Genomic DNA, 21345 nt, shown 5'->3' with positions numbered 1-21345 from the left:
GCCGGTGGCAGGATCGCGCGCATGACCTCAGCGGAGATCCCGCAGCACCCCCGGGTCGCCGAGGTCGTGCAGCAGTTGCGCGCCGCCGGCGTCCCCGGTGCGGTGCGCGTGCTGCCCGACAGCGCCCGGACGGCCGCCGATGCCGCCGCCGGGCTCGGTGTGCCGGTCGGCGCCATCGCCAACAGCCTCGTGTTCGACGTCGGCGGCCAGCCGCTGCTGGTCCTCACCAGCGGTGCCCACCGGGTGTCCGAGCCCCGGGTGGCCGAGCTGCTCGGCGTCCCGGCCGTCGTCCGGGCCACCCCGGAGTTCGTCCGGGAGCACACCGGGCAGGCCATCGGCGGGGTCGCACCCGTAGGGCACCCCGAGCCGATCGGCACCCTGGTCGACGTCGAGCTGGCCCGGCACGCGCAGGTGTGGGCCGCCGCCGGGCACCCGCACACCGTCTTCCCGACCAGCTACGAGGAGCTGCTGCGGCTGACCGAGGGCACCCCCGCCGAGGTCGGCCCCGGCCCGTCGACCGAGCTGCCCGCGGCGGTGGCCTCGTGACCGGCACCACCCCGGCCACCCGGGTCGTCGACCTGCCCACCCCCTGGATGCGCGAGCACCTGCACGAGGCGCTGGCCATCTACGGCGCGGCGATGGGCTACGGCGACTCCGTCGTCGCCGGCCGGTACGGCTACGCCGTCCAGCACACCGAGCGGGCCGGCTTCCGCGCGGTCGGCGCGTTCGTCGAGACGCCGCAGGGCGAGCGGCTGGTCGGCTTCGGCTACGGCTACCTCGTCGCCCCCGGGCAGTGGTGGCACGACCAGGTGCGCAACGCCCTCGACCGGCGGACGGCGAAGCAGTGGCTGCCCGGCGCCTTCGAGGTCTGCGAGCTGCACGTCCACCCCGACCACCAGAGCCGGGGGCTGGGCCGCCAGCTGCTGCACGCCCTGGTCGCCGACGCCGACTCCCCGGTGGCGCTGCTGAGCACCCCGGACACCGACACCAAGGCCTTCCGGCTCTACCACGCCGACGGCTTCGTCGACCTCGCCCGGGGCTACCACTTCCCCGGCGACTCCCGCCCCTTCGCCATCCTGGGTGCCCGGCTGCCGCTGGCCCCTCCCGCCCGGAAGGACTGATCGCCGTTCCCACCTCGCCGCAGGACACCGCCGTCCCCGCAGACACCACCGTCGACGCCGTCGTCATCGGCTCCGGCCACAACGGCATGGTCGCTGCCTGCCACCTGGCGAAGGCCGGGCTGCGGGTGGAGGTGGTGGAGTCCGACGAGGTGCTCGGCGGCGCGGTCTCCACGGTGGAGCGGTGGCCCGGGGTGCGCGTCGACCGCGGGTCCAGCGCGCACGTGATCATCCGGCACAGCGGGGTGGTCGAGGAGCTGGAGCTCGAGCGGTTCGGGCTGCGCTACATCGACTGCGACCCGTGGGCCTTCGCCCCCGCCCCCGTGCCCGGCGACCCCGGCCCCGACGGGCAGCCCCTGGTGTTCTCCGTCGACCTGGACGCCACCTGCGCCTCGATCGCGGCCGCGTGCGGCGCGGAGGACGCCGCGGCCTACCGCCGGTTCGTCGAGGTGTGGGGCCCGCGCAGCGCCGCCGTCGTCCAGGCCTTCGGCGACCGGCCGGGGGCGGTCCAGCTGGTGCGCAACCTGTGGCCGGTGGGCGCTCCCCGCCGCGGCCAGCCGCGCACGCCGGGCGGCGAGATCGCCACCGACTTCATCGGCTCCGGCGACGCCCTGCTCGACCGGTGGTTCCGCAGCGAGCGGCTCAAGGCCGCCCTGGCCTGGTTCGGCGCCCAGTCCGGCCCGCCGATGTCCGAGCCCGGCACCGCGGCGATGGTCGGCTGGGCGGCGCTGCTGCACGACGTCCCGCCCGGCCACCCGGTGGGCGGCTCCGGCGGGCTGACCCAGGCGCTGGCCGCCCGGCTGGCCGCTGACGGGGGCCGGGTCACCCTCGGCGACGGCGCCGCCCGGCTGCTGGTCGACGGCGCGGACGGCGCCCGGCGGGTGACGGGCGTGCAGACGGTGTCCGGACGGCGCATCACCGCCCCGGTGGTCGTCGCCGCCTGCCACGTGCTGGCCACCCGGGCGCTGGCCGGCGACGACGCCCCGCCGGCACTGGCCGACGCCGACCCGCCGCTGGGCAACGGCTTCGGCCTGGTGCTGCGCTGCCAGACCGACGCGCTGCCCACCTACCCCGGCATCGGCGAGGAGGCGCTGCAGGGCCTGCAACTGCTGTGCACCGACCGCGCCCAGCTGGCCCGGGCGCACGGCGACTACCTCGCCGGCGAGCTGCCGCGCGAGCCGGTGCCGCTGGCGATGTCGTTCTCCGCGAGCGACCCGACCCTCGCCCCGGAGGGCCAGCACGTGGTCACCGTCTGGGGCCAGTGGTACCCCTACGCGCTCGCCGACGGTGGCCACTGGGACGACCTGGCCGAGGACGCCGCCCAGCAGCTCATCGCGGCGGTCGACCGGTACGCCCCCGGCTTCGCCGCCTCGGTGCAGCGGCTGTACGTCCAGACGCCGTTGAAGCTGGAGCAGGAGCTGTCCCTGCTGCGCGGCAACGTCATGCACGTGGAGATGAGCCTGGCCAGCATGTTCGGCTTCCGGCCCACGCCGGCGCTGTCCGGCCACCGGGTCCCGGGCCTCTCCGGGCTGTACCTGACCGGCGCCTCCACCCACCCCGGCGGCGGGGTGTCGGGCAACTCCGGGCGCACCGCCGCGCGGATCGTCCTGGCCGACCGCCGTCCCGCGGCACGGCTGCGCGCCGGGGTCCGGGCGCAGGTCACGAGCCGGCTGGCGGCCAGGGCGGCACGGTGACGGCCACCGCCGTCGCCGGGCGCACCCGCCCGGCCCCGGGCTGGCTGCCGCTGGCGCTGACCGCGGCGCTGCTGGCCACCGCGATCGCCTACCCGCTGTCCGGCGGCTCGGCCCGCACCGCCATCAGCTGGGTCATCGTGCTGCTGGGCTCGGCGGCCGCGATCAGCCACGCCTGGGTGAGCCGGGGCGCCCGCACCGGCCTCGGCGTCCTCGTCCTGGTGGCCGTGGTCGCCGTGCTGTTCGAGGCGCTGGGCCTGTCGACCGGCTTCCCGTACGGCACCTACGCCTACAGCGACGTCCTGGGCCCGACGCTGCTCGGCGTCCCGTTCCTGGTGCCGCTGGCCTGGCTGATGATGGCCTGGCCGAGCTGGGTGGTCGCCCGTCGGCTGGCCCCGCGGTCGCGTCCGGGGCGGGTGCTGGTCGCCGCCTACGTCTTCGCTGCCTGGGACGTGGTGCTCGACCCGCAGCTGGTGCAGGCCGGCTTCTGGCGGTGGGCGCACCCCGAGCCGGGGCTGCCGGGGATCGACACGGTGCCGCTGACCAACCTGGCCGGCTGGCTGCTCGCCGGGCTGGTGCTGATGACCCTGGTGGACCTGCTCGTGGCCCGCACCGCGGCCCCGCCGCGGACCGGTGACGCCGCCCCGCTGCTCACCCTGGCGTGGATGGTGCTCGGCGGCGCGCTGGCGCACGCGGTCTGGCTGGACCTGCCGGGGTCGGCCGTGTGGGGCGTCGTCCTGTCGCTGCCCGTGGTCGTCGCGCTGGCCCGCCGCCGGTGAGCCGTGCGGTCGACCGGCTCGTGCGGGGTTGCGCCGGGCTGTCGGTGCTGGCCGCGGCGCACGCGGTGGTCAACACCGCGCTGCTGCGCCGGCCCCCCGTCGTGCCGCCGGCGGTCGACCGGCCGGTGACCGTCGTGGTGCCGGCCCGCGACGAGGCCGGCCAGATCGAGGGCTGCGTGGCCGCGCTGCTCGACCAGCGCGGCGTGCCGGGCCTGCGCGTGCTGGTCGTCGACGACGGCTCCACCGACGGCACCGCCGAGCGCGTCCCGGCCGACCCGCGGGTGCGGGTGCTCACCGCCCGGCCGCCGGCGCCGGGGTGGCTGGGCAAGCCGAACGCCTGTGCGCAGGGCGCGGCCGCCGCCGGCGACGCCGGGCTGCTGGTGTTCCTCGACGCCGACGTCCGGCTGATGCCCGACGCGGTCGCCTCCGCCGTCGCCGTCCTGGACGACGCCGGCCTCGACCTCGTCTCCCCCTGGCCGCGGCAGCTCACCGGGAGCGCGACCGAGCGGCTGGTGCAGCCGCTCCAGCAGTGGCTGTGGGCCACGCTGCTGCCGCTGCGGCTGGCCGAGCGCTCGCCGCGGCCGTCGCTGGCGGCGGCCAACGGCCAGTTCCTGGTGGTGCGGCGGGCCGCCTACGAGCGGGCCGGCGGGCACGCAGCCGTGCGGGGCGAGGTCATCGAGGACATCGCGCTGCTGCGCGCGGTCAAGGCCGCCGGTGGGCGCGGGGTCGTCGTCGACGGGTCGACGCTGGCCGTGTGCCGGATGTACGACGGCTGGCCCGCGGTGCGCGACGGCTACACCAAGTCGCTGTGGTCGGCGCTGGGCGGGCGCCCGGCCGCGTCGGCGGGGGCGGCGGCGGTGCTCGGCGCGGTCTGGGTCCTCCCCCCGCTGGCCGCGCTCACCGGGTCCCGGGCCGGGCTGGTCGGCTACGCCGCCGGGGTGGTCAACCGGGCGGTCGTGGCGGCCGGGACCGGCGGCCGGGTGTGGCCCGACGCGCTCGCCCACCCGGTGTCGGTGGCGCTGCTGGACGTGCTGGTCGCCCGCTCGCTGCGGGCCCACCGGCGCGGCGAGCTCCGCTGGCGGGGCCGCACGCTGCCCACCCCGGGCTGACGACGACGATGGACCAGTGACCGAGCCCAGCACTCCCCCGCGCACCGGCTTCGACCCCGGGCAGATGGGACCGGGCGCCTTCTACCGGGTGCTCAACTCCGTCGTCGTGCCCCGCCCGATCGCCTGGGTGGTGACCCGCTCGGCGGCCGGCGTGCACAACCTGGCGCCGCACTCGTTCTACACGGTGGCCTGCGTCGACCCGCCGGTCGTGCAGTTCACCTCGGTGGGCCGCAAGGACTCCCTGGTCAACGCCGAGGCGACCGGCGACTTCACGGTCAACCTCACGCCGGAGTCGATGTTCGAGCAGGCCAACGCCACCGGCACCGACTTCCCGCCCGACCAGAGCGAGGCCGAGCACACCGGGGTGCGGCTGGAGCCCAGCGAGACCGTCGCGGCGATGCGGGTGGCGCAGTCGCCGGTGTCGCTGGAGTGCACGCTGCACTCGACGGTGCGGCTGGGCGACAGCACCGTGGTGTTCGGGCAGGTGCGGCACATCGCCGTCCACACCGACGCCGTCCGGGACGGTCGCCCGCGGATCGAGCACCTGCGCCCGCTGGCCCGCCTGGGCGGCAACGAGTGGTCGACGATCGGCGAGGTGAAGGAGATCCGCCGCATCCCCTACGCGACCTGGACCGAGGACCCCTCGATCGGCGAGCACCTCCGCGACGGCTGAAGGGCGGAAGTGGCCACTTCCGCCCTCCAGGCGGGTCCGGCGGCTCAGGCGGGCAGGTGCGGGGCGACCTCGTCGGCGGCGCGGCGCCGAAGGCGGAGGCGAAGCGGTCGAGGAACAGCTCGCGGGGCAGCGAGTACTCCTGGGTGCCGACGACCTCGACCGCGGCGGTCGCGACGGCCGACCCGACCTGGGTGGCCCGCTCCAGGCCCAGCCCCCACTGCCGGGCGGCGACGAAGCCCGCGCGCAGCGCGTCGCCACCGCCGGTGGGCTCGACGGGCTTGGTCTCCGGGACCGCGATGACGCGGATCGGCTCCTCGCCGGCCTGCTCCACGACCACGCCGTCGGCGGCCCGGGTGGTGACCCAGGTGCCCACCCGGGCGAGCACCTCGGCGTCGTCCCAGCCGGTCTTCTGCAGCAGCAGGGCGTGCTCGTACTCGTTGGTGAACAGCAGGTCCGCGCCGTCGACCAGGTCGCGGATCATCTGCCCGTCGGCCCAGGCCAGCTGCTGGCTGGGGTCGGCGAGGAACGGGTAGCCGCGGTCCCGGCACTCGGCGGTGTGCTGCACCATCGCGGTCGGGTCGTTGGGGCCGATGACCACCAGGTCCAGGGCGCCCACGCGCCGCTCGACCGGAGCGAGCTCGATCAGCGAGGCCTCGCTCATCGCGCCGGAGTAGAACGAGGCGATCTGGTTGTTCGCGACGTCGGTGGTGCAGGTGAACCGCGCGGTGTGCTTGAGCTCGGACCAGCGCACGCTGCCGGTGTCGACGCCGTGCCGGGTCAGCCAGGCGTCGTAGTCGGCGAAGTCGTTGCCCACGGCGCCGACCAGCACCGGTGCGAGGCCGAGCAGCCCGAGCCCGTAGGCCATGTTGGCGCCCGCGCCGCCGCGGTGCTGCACGAGGTCGTCGACCAGGAAGGAGAGCGAGACGTTCTCCATCTTGCCCTCGACGAACTGGTCGGTGAACTTCCCGGGGAAGGTCATCAGGTGGTCGGTGGCGATCGAACCGGTCACGACGACGGGCATTGAGGGGACTCTCTCCGGGGGGACTGCGGCCGTCGGCGGCCGGTCGGGCCCCGGCCGGGAACGGGCGCGGGACCGGTCCAGGGTAGGAGCCGCCGTCCGTGACCGTGCGCGGCGGTCACCCGGGCGGCGTCTGCTCGCCCAGCGCGCGGCGCAGCTGGACGCCGAGCTGGGTGGTGCCGACGACGCCCAGCAGACAGCCGACCGCGGCCCCCACGGTGACCACCGCGGCCACGACGTCGTGCCCGTCGACCTCGATGCCCAGCAGCGCGACCACGCCGGCGCCACCGAGCCCGAAGCCGGCCATGGCCACCCGGGTGGGGCGCTCCCACACCGAGATGGCGCCGGTCTCGCTCACCCCGGCCTGGCCGGCCCGGGCGCGCAGGTAGTCCGGCAGCCAGCACAGCGCGCCGAACGCCGCCGCCAGCCAGCCCGGCGCCCCGGCCACCCAGAAGGCCAGCGCGTAGGCGACCTCGGTGAGCCGGTCGACGGCGGAGTCGAGCACGAACCCGCGCCGGGAGGCCCGACCGCCGGCGATGGCGAGCGCGCCGTCCAGGGAGTCCAGCAGCCCGGACAGCCCGATCAGGACCCCGGTCGCGACCAGCCAGCCGCCCCCGGCCGCGGCCGGGCCGACCGCGGCGCCGGCGACGACCAGGCCCAGCGCGGTGGCCACCAGCGGCGACAGCCGGGCCAGCGGGACGGCGAGGGTGTAGGCCAGGGTCAGCCAGCCGTGCACCAGCCGGCTGTCGGCCGGGTCGGTGCCCCCGTGCCACCGCGACCAGGCCGCCAGGTACTCGTCGCGGCTCAGCACGGGGCCAGTCCACCACGACCCGGGCACGCAGCGCCCCGGGCAGGGACAGTGGAGGGGTGTTCGCCGGCCTCTCCCCCGCCCGCCGCCGCCTGGTGCTGGCACTGCTCGCCGTCCTCGTCGTCGGCGCGGCGGGTCTGGCCGCCGCCCTCGTCGTCCCGCGGCTGACCGGTCCGGACGGGACCCGGACGGCGCCGGCCGCGCAGACCCCCGGCCCGGTGCTGCTGGTGCCCGGGTACGGCGGCTCGACCGGTGCGCTGCAGGCGCTCGCCGACCGGCTCACCGCCACCGGCCGGGACGCGACCGTCGTCCCGGTCCCCGCCCAGGGCACCGGCGACATGAACGCCTCCGCCGACGCGCTGGGTCAGGCGGTCGACGAGGCGCTGGCCCGCACCGGCGCGACCAGCGTCGACGTCGTGGGCTACTCGGCCGGCGGGGTCATCGCCCGGCTGTGGGCCGCCGACGGCGGGGCGGACCAGGCGCGGCGGGTCGTCACCCTCGGCTCCCCGCACCACGGCACCACCCTGGCCGACCTGGCCGTCGGCGTGCTGCCGGCCGAGTGCCCGGAGGCCTGCCGGCAGCTGACCACGACCAGCCCCCTGCTGGCGGAGCTGAACGCCGGCGACGAGACCCCCGAGGGCCCGGACTGGGTGTCGGTGTGGACCACCGTCGACCAGACCGTCACCCCGCCGGACTCCGCGGAGCTGGCCGGCGCGCTCGACCTGACCGTGCAGTCGGTGTGCGCGGACTCGCAGGTGACGCACGGGCAATTGCCCACCGACGCCGTCGTCCAGGGCATCGTGCTCGCCCAGCTGGCGGCCGGGCCGTCGGTGCCGCTGGGCCCGGACGACTGCGCCCGGCTGCGCCAGGGCTGACCAGTTCGGATGAGCTGACCGGTCCCGGGGCATCGCCTGGGTCGTCGCGGGGATTGCACTGTGCAACGACGTCGACTCAGAGCGTCACTTCAGGCCAGGAGGCCACCCCGTGCCCGCGCACCCCACCCCGTCCCCGCTCCGCCGGACGGGCGTCACCGCCAAGATCACCGCAGCCGTCGGGCTGGCCGCGCTCGTCGCCGTCCTCGTGGGCGTGCTGGGGCTGCGCAGCCTCGGCCAGACCGCCGAGGCGACCGACGCGATGTACCGCGACGAGCTGGTCGGCACCGCCGAGGTCGAGTCGATGCGCGCCGACTTCTTCGCCATCCGGCTCTCCGGCACCAACTACGCCGTCGCCACCGACCCCGCCGACCGCACCGCCTACCTGGCCAGCCGGAACAGCGCCTACGACGAGCTGGCCGCGGCCGCCGACCGCTACCTGGGCACCCACCCCTCCGACGCCGGCCGCGCGCTCGTGCAGCAGGTGCTCGACGGCATCGACGACTACCGGGCCGGCATGGTCACCCTCGACGCACTCGCCGACGCCGGCGACCTGACCGCCTGGTCGGAGGCGCGCGAGGCGACGATCTCGCCGATCGCCCAGGCCGTGATGGCCCAGATCGACGAGCTCGCCGCCCAGCGCCGGCAGGCCGCCGCCGACAGCGCGGCCGCCGCGACGGCCGAGTACGGGTCGACCCGGCTGCTGCTGGCCGTGGTCCTGGCCGTCGGCGTCGTCGCCGCGCTGGTCGTCGGCCGGCTGGTCGCCCGGGGCATCACCGGCGGGCTGCGCCGGGTCCAGCACACCGCCGAGGGCCTGGCCGCCGGCGACCTGACCCGCACCGCCGGGGTCACCTCGCGCGACGAGGTCGGCGCCACCGCGGCCGCACTGGACGACGCGGTGGCCGAGCTGCGCACCGTGCTGTCCTCGGTCGCCGCCACCGCCGACGCCGTCGCGTCGTCCTCGGAGGAGCTGTCCGCGTCGTCCGCGCAGATCGCCGCCGCCGCGGAGGAGACCGCCACGCAGTCCGGGGTCGTGTCCGACGCCGCCGGCCAGGTGTCCCGCAACGTCGCGACGGTCGCCGCGGGGGCCGAGGAGATGGGCGCCTCGATCCGCGAGATCAGCCAGAACGCCTCCGGCGCCGCCCGGGCCGCCGCCGACGCGGTGGCCGAGGCGCGCGCGACCGACACCACCATCGCCCGGCTGGGCGCCTCGAGCCGGGAGATCGGAGACGTGGTCAAGACCATCACCGCGATCGCCGCCCAGACCCACCTGCTCGCGCTCAACGCCACGATCGAGGCCGCCCGCGCCGGTGCGGCCGGCACGGGCTTCGCCGTGGTGGCCGGTGAGGTGAAGGAGCTGGCCGCGGAGACCGCACGGGCCACCGAGGACATCGCCCGGCGGGTGGAGACCATCCAGGCCGACACCTCCGGGGTGGTCGCGGCGATCGACCGGATCCAGTCCGTCGTCGGCCAGGTCGACGCCTTCCAGCTGACCATCGCCTCGGCCGTGGAGGAGCAGACCGCGACGACCAACGAGATGGCCCGCTCGGTGGCCGAGGCCGCGGGCGGGTCGACCGACATCGCCCGCACCATCAGCGGGGTCTCCGCGGCGGCCGGCGACACCACCCAGGCGCTCGGCCAGACCCGGGGCGCGGTCGCCGAGCTCGCCCGGATGGCCGCCGACCTCCGCACCGGCGTCGCCCGCTTCACCCTCTGACGGACCCCGCCGGAGGACGTCCTCCTGCACCAACGGCTGTCCTCCTGCACCAGCGTCGGTGCGGTAGGACAGCCGTTGATCAGGTCACCTGATCCACGTCCGGCCGGACCTGGACGACGGCGGCGGGACCGTCAGGAGGTGATGTCCTTGGTGGTGAAGTTGGCCCAGGCGGCGCCGGTGAGCACCACGACGTAGACGGCCTGCAGCGCGATGCCGCGCACGAGGTCCCGCCACAGGACCGGCTCCCGGAACAGGTCGACGAAGGCCAGCCAGTAGCGGGTGGGCAGGTAGGGCGCGAAGGACGACGCCGCGTCGAGGGTGAACAGCAGCGACGAGGCGATGAGCACCGCCAGCGCCCCCAGCGCCGCGGCCAGCGGCGAGTCGGTGAGCGTGGAGAAGAAGAGCGCGAACGCCGCCACCCCGAGCATCGAGACGGTGATGTAGCCGATCGCCAGCACCGTGCGCCAGGCGATCTGCTCGGACGTGATGGTGGTGCCCGACAGCGTCGTCCCGCCGATCGGCTGGACGTCGAAGAGCAGCTGCCCGACCACGTAGCCCACCGCGGCCACCACCACGACGGTGACCAGCACGAACGCGATCACCGACACCAGCTTGGCGACCAGCAGCCGGGTGCGGCCGGCCGGGCGGGCCAGCAGGTACCGCAGCGTGCCGGCCTGCGCCTCCCCGGCGATCGACTCCCCGGCCACCACGGAGACCGCGATCGGGAGGAACAGCGGCAGCACGATGGCCAGCGCGGCCAGCGGGTACAGCGTGCCGTTGGTGAGCACGGCGGAGAGGAACACCGGTCCTTCCCCCGGCCGCGGCGCGAGGTCGGTGACCGCCAGCAGCACGGCCACCAGCACCGGCAGGGCGTTGAGCAGCCCGATCGTCACCCAGGTGCGGGGACGGCGGAACAGCTTGCGCAGCTCGACGGCGATCACCGGCGCGACCGCTCCCCCGGCGCGTCGACCCGGTCGGCGCTGCTGCTCGCCGCGGCCAGCACCACCTGCTCCAGGGTCGGGCGCTCCAGCGCCAGCCCGGTCACCGGGACCCCGGCGGCCACCAGCGCGGCGTTGACCTCGGCCGGGTCGGCGCCCCGCACCACCGCGCGGTCACCGTCGACGCGCAGCACCCGCCCGTCGAGAGCCGCCCGCACGCGCTGCGGGTCGGGGGTCTCGACGACCGTCGCGCCGGTGGGCGCGGTGAGGGTCGCCAGCTGGTCCTGCAGCACCAGCCGGCCACGGTCGAGCACGCCGACCCGGGTGCACAGCTGCTCGACCTCGGCCAGCAGGTGGCTGGACAGGAACACCGTCGTCCCGGCCCGGTTGAGCTCCAGCAGCAGGTCGCGGATCTCGTGGATGCCCTGCGGGTCGAGGCCGTTGGTGGGCTCATCGAGCACCAGCAGCTCCGGGCGCCGCAGCAGCGCGGCACCCAGCCCCAGCCGCTGGCGCATGCCCAGGGAGAAGTCCTGCACCGGCCGCCGTCCCACCCCGGCCAGGCCCACCTGCTCGAGCACGGTGTCGATCCGGGCCGTGCGGGTGCGCCGCGAGCCGCCGGGCCCGGCGGCGTCGAACAGCGACAGGTTCGCCCGCGCCGACAGGTGCCCGTAGTGCGCCGGGCCCTCGATCAGCGCGCCCACCCGGGGCAGCACCCGGCGGGCGCGCCTGGGCATCGGCTCGCCGAGCAGCTGCACCTCTCCCTCGGTGGGCAGCACCAGGCCGAGCAGCATCCGCACGGTCGTGGTCTTGCCCGAGCCGTTCGCGCCGAGGAAGCCGTAGACGTCGCCGGACCGCACGTCGAGGTCGATGCCGTCGACCGCCCGCAGCCGCCCGTACCGCTTGACCAGCCCCGTGGTGCCGATGACGGTGCTCAGGGCGCTCCTCCGGCCAGCTCGGTGGCCGCGGCGGCCAGCGCGTCGAGGGTGACGGTGCCGGAGAGCAGCACCGTGCCGTCGGGGCCGTCGGCCAGCATCAGCCCCAGCGGGCCGGCGGCGATCCGGACGCCGAGCTCGTCGACCACCGCGTCGGGGGCGCCGGCCAGGGCGCTGCGCAGCCCGGCCGACGCGCGGCCGGGCAGGGCGCTGACGGTGAGCAGGGTGGCCCCCCGGCCGTAGACGCCGACCGTGGCGGGCGCGCCCTCGATCCGGCGACGCTCCAGCCCGGCCAGGACCGCGGGCAGCGCGAGCCCGCCGCGGGTGCCCCGGGTGGCGGCCTGCAGCAGCTGCGGGTCCTGGCCCTCCCGGATCGTCGCGGCGGGCGGGACGGCGAAGTCGACGATCTCCGCCGGCGGGGTGGTGAGCTCCACCTCCAGGAAGGACGAGTCGACCGCGGGCTCCCCGCCGGAGTGCCCGAACACCTGCACCCGCAACGGCAGCCCGCTGGCCGCGTCGACCCACACGTCGACCCGGCCGACCGACGCCGCCTCCTCGGCCGGCACGACCCGCAGGCCCAGCGCGTCACGGCCGGCGACCCGGTCGGCGCCGAACCGGCTGAGCTCGGCGTCACCGGCCTCCGACAGCAGCCGCCGGCCCAGTTCGCTGGGCAGCAGGTCCGGCGCGGTGGGCAGGGCCAGGGCGGTGTCCGGGGTGCGGGTGGCCGCGCCGGCGACGTAGTCCCAGGTCCAGGTGCCGCCGGCGTCGGCGTGCACGCCGGTCTCCCCGGTGGGCGTGACCACGTCGACCCGCCAGTCGCCCACCCCGCGGTACCAGGTGCGCATCGTCGTCCGGTCGCTGAGCAGGTCCGCGACGCCGGTCAGCTGCTCGCCCACCGGCAGCGCCAGCCCGCCGGCGGCCTGCGCGTAGCCGGTGAACGCGACGCCGGTCGAGGCGAGGGCGGCCCGGCGCAGGTCGGCCGCGGGGGTGCCGGCGTCCGAGGCGGGCAGCGCGCCGATCAGCGAGGGCAGCGCGAGCAGGACGGCGACGCCACCGCCGACGGCCGCCCAGCGGCGGGCTGCACCGGTCCGCCGTCGTCGCACCCGGCCACGGTACGACGGCGTCCTGTGCCCGGCCCGCCCGCGCGGGGGCGCCCGGTCAGCCGAGCGCGACGACCAGGCAGCAGCCGGCGAGCACCAGGCAGACCGGGGTCATCACCAGCCGTTCCGGCCGGCTGCGACTGGCCCCGGTCACGACGATGCCCAGGGCGGAGCAGCCGATCAGCACCCAGAGGGCGACCTGCAGCCAGCCCGGCACGTCCGGCGAGCGCACGGCCGCGCCGAGGACCGCCGCGGCGCACACGGCGTACAGCCCGATCGAGGCGGCGCTGGCGGTGCGCAGGCCCCGCGGCAGCACCCGGTGCTGCCCGCCCCAGGCCGGGTGCCCGTACGGCCGGCCGGCCGCCAGCAGCGCCTGCAGCACCGCCAGCCCGGCGAGCACCACGACGGCCAGGACGGCGGCCGTGATCACGGAGCGCACCGTAGCGGCACCGGCCGCCACCGGCGGCGAGGTGCGACGTCCCGCGCGGCCACCTACGGTCGGTCCCCATGGCCGCCCCGATCAGCGACGCCGTGGTCGTCGACGTCCTCCGCCGGGTCGACCGCGGGCTCACCCCGATGGCCGGGCGCCTCGGCCGCCCGCCGCAGCTGCCCCTCCCGCAGCGCGCCGCGTGGTGGGCCGAGCAGGTCGGCCGGGTCGCCGCCGGCGTCTCCGCCGCGCCCCGGTTCGCCGGCAGGCTCGCCGACCTGCTGCCGCTGCAGAACACCGTCGGCTCGGCCGTGCAGGCCCTCGTCGTCCTCGGGGTGGCCGGCGAGCACGACGTCGACGACCCCGCCGCCCGCGTCTCGCTGCTGGCCCGGGTGCTGCTGGACCGTGACCTGCCCGCCGACCGGGTCGCCCCGCTGCTGACCCGGGTCAAGGGCAGCTACGTCGACGAGGCGCTGGGCGCCGACCGGTCCGGCGTCGACGGTGTCGCGCGCAGCATCTGGCGGGCCGCCCGGCTGCTCGGCCGCATCGACGACGCCCTCGACGCCCGCCCCAAGGGCAAGCTCCGGCACCGGGCCCTGGCCCAGCTGCCCGTCGTCGGCGTGGCCGGTGGCTACGCCGCCGAGCGGGAGGGGCTGCGCCGGGCGGCGCAGGAGGCCGAGCAACTGCTCGGCGGCTGACTCAGACGCCGACGGCCGCGGCCGGCGCCCCGGTGTCGACGCCGACCCCGGCCAGGCTCGCGTAGACCTCACGCGTGGCCGTCGAGCGGTTCATGGTGATGAAGTGGATGCCGGGCACGCCCTCGGCCAGCAGCGTCTGGCACATCTGGGTGGCCACCTCGACGCCGAGGGCGCGCATCGCCCGCTTCTGCTCGGGGGTGTCGCCGTCGAGGGCGGCGAAGCGCTCGGCCAGCTCGTCGGGGAACGCCTGCCCGGACAGCTGCACGATCCGCGCGATCTGCCGGGCGTTGGTCACCGGCATCACCCCGGCGATGATCGGGACGTCGCAGCCGCGGGCGGCGACCCGGTCACGCAGCCGCAGGTAGTCCTCCACCCGGAAGAACATCTGGGTGATCGCGAAGTCGGCGCCGGCACGGCACTTGGCCACGAACATGTCGGTGTCGGACTCCAGGTCCGGCGAGCGCGGGTGCTGCTCGGGGAAGGCGGCCACGCCCACGGAGAAGTCGCCGATGCCCTTGATCAGCTCGACCAGCTCCGCGGCGTAGCGCAGCCCCTGCGGGTGGGCGGTCCACGCGGCCTGGGGGTCGGCACCCGGCGGGTCGCCGCGCAGCGCCAGCAGGTTGCGCACGCCGGCGGCGGCCAGCCGGCTGACCACGTGCCGCAGCTCGGCGACGCTGTGGTCGACGGCGGTCAGGTGGGCCAGCGGCAGCATCGTGGTCTCGGCCGCGATCCGCTCGGTGGCGGCCACGGTGCCCTCGCGGGTGGAGCCGCCGGCGCCGTAGGTGACGGAGACGAAGGAGGGCTGCAGCCGCTCGAGCTCGCGCAGCGCGGTCCACAGCTGGACCTCGCCCATCTCGTCCCGCGGGGGGAAGAACTCGAAGGACCAGGTGGGCTGTCCACCATCGAGCAGCTCGCGCACGGTGCCGGTCACAGGGTCCGAGGGTACGGGCGCGGGGGGCCCGCTGTCGGCGACCCGTGGCCCGGGGGGTGATCGCGCCACGCCGAGTTGGGCGATACTCGCCCTGTGACAGTCGGCACGCAGCAGCGCGAACCCTCCGCCGGGAGCTCCACCGGGACCGGAGGAGCACTCGCGGTCGCCGACCTCGACCGGCTGCGCGCCGCCGTCGAGTCGGCGCTCCGCACCTTCCTGACCGAGCAGCGCGAGACCCTGGCCGGCATGGCCGACGAGCTGCTGCCGGTCGCCGACGAGGTGGTCGCCGTGGCCGGGGGCGGCAAGCGGCTGCGCCCGGCGTTCGCCTACTGGGGCTGGCGCGGGTTCGCCACCTCCGGCGCCGCGGCCGAGGCCGACGACGCGGTGCTGCGGGCGGTGGCCGCCCTGGAGCTGGTGCACAGCTCCGCGCTGGTGCACGACGACGTCATGGACGCCGCCGAGACCCGCCGCGGCCGCCCGGCCACGCACGTCGGCTTCGCCGGCCGGCACGACGGCGCCGCCCTGGACGGCGACGCCGCGGCCTTCGGTGTGGGCGCGGCGATCCTGGTCGGCGACCTGGCCCTGGTCTGGTCCGACGAGCTGCTGCGCCGGTCGGGCATCTCCACCGAGGCGCTCTCCCGCGTCCGCCCGGTCTGGGACACCATGCGCACCGAGGTCACCGCCGGGCAGTACCTCGACCTGCTCCGCGCCGCCGGCGGGCTGCCCGGCCCGGCCGGTGCGCTCAAGGTCGCCCGGTTCAAGAGCGCCGGCTACACCGTGCAGCGCCCGCTCCAGCTCGGTGCCGCGCTGGCCTGCGCCGGGCCCGGGGCGATGGAGGTCTGCAGCGCGATCGGCCTGCCGCTGGGCGAGGCGTTCCAGCTGCGCGACGACGTGCTGGGCGTGTTCGGCGACCCCGCGGTGACCGGCAAGTCCGTCGACGACGACCTGCGCGAGGGCAAGCGCACGCTGCTGGTCGCGCTCACCGAGGAGGCCACCGACGACGGCGGCCGTGCGCTGCTGGCCGGCACGCTGGGCAACAGCGCCGCCGACTCCGCCGAGCTCGACGGCGTCCGGTCGCTGATGACCCGCAGCGGCGCCCTGGCCCGGGTCGAGGAACGGATCGCCGAGCAGACCGGCCAGGCCCGGGCGGCGATCGCCCGGGCCCCGCTGACCGCCGACGCCCGCCGGGCGCTGGACGCCCTCGCCGTCGCCGCCACCACCCGCGCCGCATGACCACCCACCCACGCCACCAGGACGCGCAGCCGCGCCGCCGGGATGGCCATGTCGGTGGTCTCCGATGACCCGGCTGCGCACCGTGCCGGGCCGCACCGACCGGGTCGTCGTCATCGGTGCCGGGCTGGCCGGGCTGTCGGCGGCGATGCGGCTGCGCGGCGCCGGCCGCGAGGTCACCGTCGTCGACCGCTGCCCCGGTCCCGGTGGCCGCGCCGGCCGGGTCGAGCGCGCCGGGTACGCGCTGGACACCGGGCCCTCGGTCTTCACCGCGCCCGAGGTGGTGTCCGAGGCGTTCGCCGCCGTCGGCGCGCGGATGGAGGACACCCTCACCCTCACCCCGCTGGACACCACCTACCGGGCGCAGTTCGCCGACGGCTCGCACCTGGACGTGCACGCCGACCGCACCGCCTTCGCCGCCGAGGTCGAGGCGCTGTGCGGGCCGGGTGAGGCCGCGGCCCTGCTGCGCTACCTCGACGACCTGGCCGAGCTCTACGAGCTGCAGCTGCGCACCTTCATCGACCGCAACCTCGACTCCCCGCTGGACCTGCTCGGCCCCGAGCTGCTCCGGCTGACCCGCCGGGGCGGCTTCCGCCGGCTGTCCAACCACGTCGCGGGCTTCTTCGCCGACGACCGGATGCGCCGGCTGTTCAGCTTCCAGGCGCTCTACGCCGGGGTCTCCCCGTTCAAGGCGATCGCCGCCTACGCCGTCATCGCCCAGCTCGACATCGGCGCCGGGGTGTGGCACCCGGCCGGCGGCATCGGCGCCGTCCCCCGCGCGATGGCCGCCGCGGCCGCCGCGGCCGGGGTCGCCTTCCGCTACGGCACCGAGGTCGACCGGCTGGAGGTCTCCGGTGGCCGGGTCACCGGCGTCGCGCTGGCCGGCGGCGACCTGCTGCCCGCCGATGCCGTCGTGGTCACCGCCGACGCCCCGCACCGGCTGGTGCCCGGACTGCGCGGCCCGCGCCGGCCGGTCTACTCGCCGTCCTGCGTGGCGATGCACCTGGGCGTGCGGGCCGAGCTGCCGGGACAGGCGCACCACACGATCAGCTTCGGGGAGTCCTGGCAGCAGGTCTTCGACGAGCTCACCCGCGACGGCCGCCCGATGAGCGACCCGAGCCTGCTGATCAGCATGCCCTCGGCCACCGACCGCTCGCTGGCCCCCGAGGGCGGGCAGGTGCTCAGCGTCGTGGCCCCCACGCCCAACCTCGACCGGCGCAGCGGCGGCAACCCCGACCTGGACTGGGATGCGCTCACCCCCCGCTACCGCGACGAGCTGCTGGCCACGATGGAGGCCCGGGGCTGGACCGGCATCACCGACGCGATCGAGGTCGAGGAGCTGCTGAACCCGCGCGACTGGGAGGCGCAGGGCATGGTCGCCGGCACCCCGTTCGCGCTGGCGCACACCTTCGGCCAGACCGGCCCGTTCCGGCCCTCGACGCTGCCCCGCAGCGGCCCGGAGAACGTCGTCCTGGCCGGCTCCTCGGTGCAGCCGGGCGTCGGCGTCCCGATGGTGGTGATCAGCGGCCGGCTGGCCGCGGAACGGATCACCGGCCCGGTGCAGGCGTGAGCGTCGCACCCCCGCCCACCCGCGCGGCCCAGCAGGCGCAGCTCGACGCCGCCTACGCGGTCTGCCGGTCGATCGCCGCCGAGCACGGGAAGTCCTACTTCCTGGCCACCCGGCTGCTCACCCCCGACCGCCGGTCGTCGGTGCACGCGCTGTACGCCGCGGCGCGGGTCGCCGACGACATCGTCGACGTCGGCGCCGACCAGCCCGGCCGGGACCCCGAGGGCGAGCTGCTGGCCTGGTCACGGGCCGCGCTGGCGGAGGTGGAGGCCGGCTGGTCCGACGACCCGGTGCGGCTGGCGCTGGTGCACACCTACCGCCGCCACGACATCCCGATGGAGCACCTGGTCGACTTCCTGGCCGCGATGACCAGCGACCTGGACGTCACCGGCTACGCCGACCTGGCCGCCCTCGACCGGTACATGTGGGGCTCGGCGTCGGTCATCGGGCTGCAGGTGCTGCCCGTGCTGGGCACCGCCCCCGGGGTGGCCCGCGAGGAGGCCGCCCCGCACGCCATCGCGCTCGGCGAGGCCTTCCAGCTCACCAACTTCCTGCGCGACGTCGCCGAGGACGTCGACCGCGGCCGGGTCTACCTGCCCGAGGACATGATGGCCGCGCACGGCGTGAGCCGGGAGCAGCTGTCCGCCCGGCAGCACACCCCCGGCTTCACCGCGCTGATGCGGGAGATGGTCGACGTCACCCGCCGCCGCTACGACGACGCCGCGCTGGGCACCCCGATGCTGGCCCGCGAGTCACGCGACTGCGTGCGCGCCGCGACCGACCTCTACGGCGGCATCCTCACCGAGATCGAGCGGGCGGAGTACCGGGTGCTCGACGGCCGGGTGCGGGTGTCGAGGCCGCGCCGGCTGGCCGTCTTCGCCCGCCGGCTCAGCGCCGCCCAGCTCGCCCGGGTGGGCACGCGCCGCTGACGCCGGGCGGGCGTCAGCGGCGCGGCCTCAGCAGTGCGACGTCAGCAGTGCGACGTCAGCAGTGCGACGTCAGCAGTGCAGCGTCAGGAGTGCAGCGTCAGAGCGCCAGCGCCTGGGCGCGCCGGGTGACCTCGGTGTGCCGGTCGCCGCGCAGCGCCTCGACCGGGGTGCCCGGCAGGGAGTCGTCGGCCTCGAACAGCCAGGCGAAAGCCTCCTCGTCGGTGAACCGGCCGTCGTACAGGACGGTGAGCAGGCCGGGCAGGTGCTTCAGGACGGCGCCGTCCTGGATGAAGTCGGCCGGGATCTTGCTGTTGCCGCTGCCGGGCACGGCCATCAGCTTCCGCTCGGCGATCAGCTGGCGGACCTTGTTGGTCGAGACGCCGAGCTGCGCGGCGACCTCAGCGGGGGTGAGCGTGTCCATGACCGCCGAGCCTATGGCGCCGCGGCAGCACGCCGCCGGGCGGCCCGGACGGCGTGGCGCGGCCTGCCGGCGGGCTGCCCACAGGCTCGGCGGACACCATGGGGGCGTGTGGACCGGACACCTCGTGCGCGCGGCGACCAGTCGGCGCCGCAGCACCGTCCCCGGCCCGGTCCCGGCGGTGGACACCCGCGCCGCCCACCGTCGTCCCCCGGGCGTCCCACTGGCCGCTCGCGGCGCACGGCGACCACGCAGCGTCGTCCCATCCGTCCGCCTGGTCACTCCCGTCGACCGGTGTCCATCCCGTGACCTCGGCGCCCGCGTCGTCGCCTCCCAGGGGCGTGTCGCTCTCCTAGACTCGCCGGCGTGGAGACCGTCGTGACCGACCCCGTGGTCGGCCTCGTCCTCGAGGGGCGCTACCGCCTCGAGGAGCGCCTGGCGCGCGGCGGCATGTCCACCGTCTACGCCGCCACCGACCTGCGCCTGCACCGCACGGTCGCGGTCAAGGTGATGGCCGAGCACCTGGCCCACGACCCGGCGTTCGTCGACCGGTTCACCCGCGAGGCCCGGGCCACCGCGATGCTCAGCCACGTCAACGTCGTCTCCGTCAGCGACCAGGGGTCCGACCAGGGGCTGGTCTTCCTGGTGATGGAGTTGGTCCGCGGGCGCACGCTGCGCGACCTGCTGCAAGCCCGCGGCCGGCTGACCGTCGGCGAGGCCTTCGCCGTCCTGGAGCCGGTGCTGGCCGGGCTCACCGCCGCCCACCGCGCCGGCATCGCCCACCGCGACGTCAAGCCCGAGAACGTGCTGATCGCCACCGACGGCCAGGTCAAGGTCGCCGACTTCGGGCTGGCCCGCGCCGTGGCCGGCACCGGGCAGACCAGCCACACCGGCGGCGTGCTGATCGGCACCGTCGCCTACCTCTCGCCCGAGCAGCTCGAGCGCGGCCGCAGCGACGCCCGCAGCGACGTGTACGCGGCCGGCGTGATGTTCTACGAGCTGCTCACCGGCCACCCGCCCTACGTCGGCGACAGCGCGCTGGCCGTGGCCTACCAGCACGTGCACCACGACGTCCCCGCGCCGTCCGCCGAGGCACCCGGGGTGCCGTGGCAGGTCGACGAGCTGGTCGCCCGCACCACCCGGCGCGACCCGGCCGGCCGCCCGCTGGACGCCGGGGCCTTCCTCGCCGAGCTGACCGACCTGCGCGCCGACCTGGGCCTGGCCCGGGTGCCGGTGCCCACCGGCCGCCCGGCCGGTGACCCCACCGCGACCCTGCGCCCCACCAACCGGCCCACCGCGCCCCGGCCGCGGCAGCCCAGCTCGCCCGGCGGCCGACACGGCTCCCCCGACGGCGACCCGCGCACCGAGGTCTTCGCCGGCGTCCGCCCCGACCGCAGCCGTGGCACCACCGTGCTGCCGGGCATGGGCGGCGGCCCGACCACCGCCGTCGGCCGGGCCCGCCCCTCCCCCGTGCGACCCGGCGTGCCCCAGCACATCCGCCGTCGTCGGGCCCGGTTCGCCGTCACCCTGGTGCTGCTGCTCGCCGTCACCATCGGCGCGGTGGCCTGGTGGCTGGCCACCGGCCGCTGGACCGACGTCCCCGACCTGGTCGGCAAGGACCGCGACACCGCGATCGGCCTGCTGCAGGAGGCCGGGCTGGACCCCGAGCTGGGGCAGCAGGAGTTCAGCGAGGAGTTCCCCGAGGGCGCGGTCGTCTCCGCCGACCCGGCGTCGGGCGAGGCGATCCGCGGCACCGACGTCACGCTCGTGACCTCCAAGGGCCCCGAGCGCTTCACGGTCGCCCCGGAGCTGACCGGGCAGCCCCTCGACCCGGTGCTGGCCCGGCTGGCCGCCGACCTGCCCGACGTCACGGTCGCCCAGGAGCAGGACTTCAGCGACGACGTCCCGGCCGGCAGCGTCATCGGCTTCACGCCGGCCCCGGGCACCGAGCTCAAGCGCGGTGACACGGTCACCGTGCTCGTCTCCGCCGGCCGGGCGCCGGTCGACGTCCCCGACGTCGTCGGCCAGTCGCCCGACGCCGCGCAGTCGACGCTGGAGCAGCTCGGCTTCACCGTGCAGCGCGACGTGGGCCGCAGCGCCACCGTGGCCGCGGGGTCGGTCATGGCCGTCGCGCCCGGCCCGGACGACGACCCGCAGCCCTACGGCAGCGCCGTCACCATCACCGTCTCCGAGGGGTTCCCCCTGATCGCCGTGCCCGACGTCATCGGCCAGAGCCGCGACGACGCGCAGCGCACCCTGGAGGAGGCCGGCCTGGACGTCGAGGTGCAGCAGTTCTTCGGCAACCGGGTCATCCGGCAGACCCCCGGCGCCGGCGAGACCGTCGAGCTGGGCACCACCGTGACCATCCTCGCGACGTTCGGCTGACCTGC

General features: G+C 76.5%; 20 protein-coding genes and 1 pseudogene. 13 read left to right on the top strand and 8 right to left on the bottom strand.

Annotated elements, in window-relative coordinates:
* The first annotated feature begins 21 nt into the window (after positions 1-21).
* From ACGBYP_RS03895 to ACGBYP_RS03870, 6 genes are read left to right on the top strand one after another with little or no spacing between them, the layout of a single operon-like run.
* Entirely contained in the window at positions 22-546 is a 525-nt protein-coding gene (locus tag ACGBYP_RS03895) for a YbaK/EbsC family protein (RefSeq protein WP_411581943.1), read from the top strand.
* Complete coding sequence (locus ACGBYP_RS03890) at positions 543-1121, top strand: GNAT family N-acetyltransferase (RefSeq protein WP_411581942.1); 579 nt, start codon at positions 543-545, stop codon at positions 1119-1121. The genes ACGBYP_RS03895 and ACGBYP_RS03890 overlap by 4 nt, the downstream gene beginning before the upstream one ends.
* Positions 1118-2812: a phytoene desaturase family protein gene (locus ACGBYP_RS03885; protein WP_411582231.1), complete on the top strand. Its 1695-nt coding sequence runs from the start codon at positions 1118-1120 to the stop codon at positions 2810-2812. Before ACGBYP_RS03890 ends, ACGBYP_RS03885 begins: the two co-directional genes overlap by 4 nt.
* A complete protein-coding gene (locus ACGBYP_RS03880; RefSeq protein ID WP_411581941.1) occupies positions 2809-3588 on the top strand; it encodes a carotenoid biosynthesis protein in 780 nt (259 codons plus the stop codon). Before ACGBYP_RS03885 ends, ACGBYP_RS03880 begins: the two co-directional genes overlap by 4 nt.
* On the top strand, positions 3585-4697 hold the full coding sequence (locus ACGBYP_RS03875) for a glycosyltransferase (RefSeq protein WP_411581940.1): 1113 nt from the start codon (positions 3585-3587) through the stop codon (positions 4695-4697). The genes ACGBYP_RS03880 and ACGBYP_RS03875 overlap by 4 nt, the downstream gene beginning before the upstream one ends.
* Positions 4698-4713: 16 nt before the next feature.
* Positions 4714-5370 (top strand): flavin reductase family protein, encoded by a 657-nt coding sequence (locus tag ACGBYP_RS03870; protein ID WP_411581939.1) that lies wholly within the window; start codon positions 4714-4716, stop codon positions 5368-5370.
* A 187-nt stretch (positions 5371-5557) separates the two neighbouring features.
* On the opposite strand, the pseudogene ACGBYP_RS03865 reads toward ACGBYP_RS03870, so the two are convergent.
* Positions 5558-6304: pseudogene (locus tag ACGBYP_RS03865) on the bottom strand (carbohydrate kinase family protein); the annotation flags it as partial.
* 202 nt (positions 6305-6506) lie between these two features.
* Positions 6507-7199 (bottom strand): CDP-alcohol phosphatidyltransferase family protein, encoded by a 693-nt coding sequence (locus tag ACGBYP_RS03860; protein WP_411581938.1) that lies wholly within the window; start codon positions 7197-7199, stop codon positions 6507-6509.
* A 56-nt stretch (positions 7200-7255) separates the two neighbouring features.
* Here ACGBYP_RS03860 and ACGBYP_RS03855 point away from each other — a divergent pair, with 56 nt between their 5' ends.
* Positions 7256-8071: a lipase family alpha/beta hydrolase gene (locus tag ACGBYP_RS03855; RefSeq protein WP_411581937.1), complete on the top strand. Its 816-nt coding sequence runs from the start codon at positions 7256-7258 to the stop codon at positions 8069-8071.
* A 109-nt stretch (positions 8072-8180) separates the two neighbouring features.
* Positions 8181-9785 carry a methyl-accepting chemotaxis protein gene (locus tag ACGBYP_RS03850; RefSeq protein ID WP_411581936.1) on the top strand — a complete coding sequence of 535 codons (1605 nt, stop codon included), beginning with the start codon at positions 8181-8183 and terminating at the stop codon, positions 9783-9785.
* A 131-nt stretch (positions 9786-9916) separates the two neighbouring features.
* On the opposite strand, the gene ACGBYP_RS03845 is transcribed toward ACGBYP_RS03850, so the two are convergent.
* Genes ACGBYP_RS03845 through ACGBYP_RS03830 form a run of 4 tightly spaced genes read right to left on the bottom strand, consistent with a single transcriptional unit; the run spans position 9917 to position 13185 of the window.
* Entirely contained in the window at positions 9917-10726 is an 810-nt protein-coding gene (locus ACGBYP_RS03845; RefSeq protein WP_411581935.1) for an ABC transporter permease, read from the bottom strand.
* Positions 10723-11610 (bottom strand): ABC transporter ATP-binding protein, encoded by an 888-nt coding sequence (locus ACGBYP_RS03840; protein WP_411582230.1) that lies wholly within the window; start codon positions 11608-11610, stop codon positions 10723-10725. The genes ACGBYP_RS03845 and ACGBYP_RS03840 overlap by 4 nt, the downstream gene beginning before the upstream one ends.
* 44 nt (positions 11611-11654) lie before the next feature.
* Positions 11655-12758, bottom strand: coding sequence for a sigma-E factor regulatory protein RseB domain-containing protein (locus tag ACGBYP_RS03835; protein ID WP_411581934.1), 1104 nt, complete (start codon positions 12756-12758; stop codon positions 11655-11657).
* Between the two features lie 55 nt (positions 12759-12813).
* Complete coding sequence (locus tag ACGBYP_RS03830) at positions 12814-13185, bottom strand: hypothetical protein (RefSeq protein ID WP_411581933.1); 372 nt, start codon at positions 13183-13185, stop codon at positions 12814-12816.
* A gap of 77 nt (positions 13186-13262) precedes the next feature.
* On the opposite strand from ACGBYP_RS03830, the gene ACGBYP_RS03825 reads away from it, so the two are divergent.
* Positions 13263-13880 (top strand): hypothetical protein, encoded by a 618-nt coding sequence (locus ACGBYP_RS03825; RefSeq protein ID WP_411581932.1) that lies wholly within the window; start codon positions 13263-13265, stop codon positions 13878-13880.
* Position 13881: 1 nt separating this feature from the next.
* Here ACGBYP_RS03825 and metF read toward each other — a convergent pair whose 3' ends face one another.
* Entirely contained in the window at positions 13882-14811 is a 930-nt protein-coding gene (gene metF / locus ACGBYP_RS03820) for a methylenetetrahydrofolate reductase [NAD(P)H] (protein ID WP_411581931.1), read from the bottom strand.
* A gap of 93 nt (positions 14812-14904) precedes the next feature.
* On the opposite strand from metF, the gene ACGBYP_RS03815 reads away from it, so the two are divergent.
* The 3 genes from ACGBYP_RS03815 to ACGBYP_RS03805 all read left to right on the top strand — a co-directional run bounded on the left by ACGBYP_RS03815 (position 14905) and on the right by ACGBYP_RS03805 (position 18537).
* Positions 14905-16044: a polyprenyl synthetase family protein gene (locus ACGBYP_RS03815; RefSeq protein WP_411581930.1), complete on the top strand. Its 1140-nt coding sequence runs from the start codon at positions 14905-14907 to the stop codon at positions 16042-16044.
* Positions 16045-16108: 64 nt separating this feature from the next.
* Positions 16109-17611 carry a phytoene desaturase family protein gene (gene crtI, locus ACGBYP_RS03810; RefSeq protein WP_411581929.1) on the top strand — a complete coding sequence of 501 codons (1503 nt, stop codon included), beginning with the start codon at positions 16109-16111 and terminating at the stop codon, positions 17609-17611.
* On the top strand, positions 17608-18537 hold the full coding sequence (locus ACGBYP_RS03805; RefSeq protein WP_411581928.1) for a phytoene/squalene synthase family protein: 930 nt from the start codon (positions 17608-17610) through the stop codon (positions 18535-18537). Before crtI ends, ACGBYP_RS03805 begins: the two co-directional genes overlap by 4 nt.
* Positions 18538-18634: 97 nt before the next feature.
* Here ACGBYP_RS03805 and ACGBYP_RS03800 read toward each other — a convergent pair whose 3' ends face one another.
* Positions 18635-18958, bottom strand: a complete 324-nt coding sequence (locus tag ACGBYP_RS03800; RefSeq protein WP_411581927.1) for an Rv2175c family DNA-binding protein — start codon at positions 18956-18958, stop codon at positions 18635-18637.
* Between the two features lie 363 nt (positions 18959-19321).
* Between ACGBYP_RS03800 and pknB the strand changes: the two genes are divergently transcribed.
* Positions 19322-21340: a Stk1 family PASTA domain-containing Ser/Thr kinase gene (pknB, locus tag ACGBYP_RS03795; protein ID WP_411581926.1), complete on the top strand. Its 2019-nt coding sequence runs from the start codon at positions 19322-19324 to the stop codon at positions 21338-21340.
* The last annotated feature ends 5 nt before the right edge of the window (positions 21341-21345 follow it).

Origin of the sequence: Modestobacter sp. SSW1-42 (assembly GCF_046635825.1) — a bacterium.
GTDB lineage: Bacteria > Actinomycetota > Actinomycetes > Mycobacteriales > Geodermatophilaceae > Modestobacter.
This window is presented reverse-complemented; position numbering and strand designations above follow the sequence as displayed.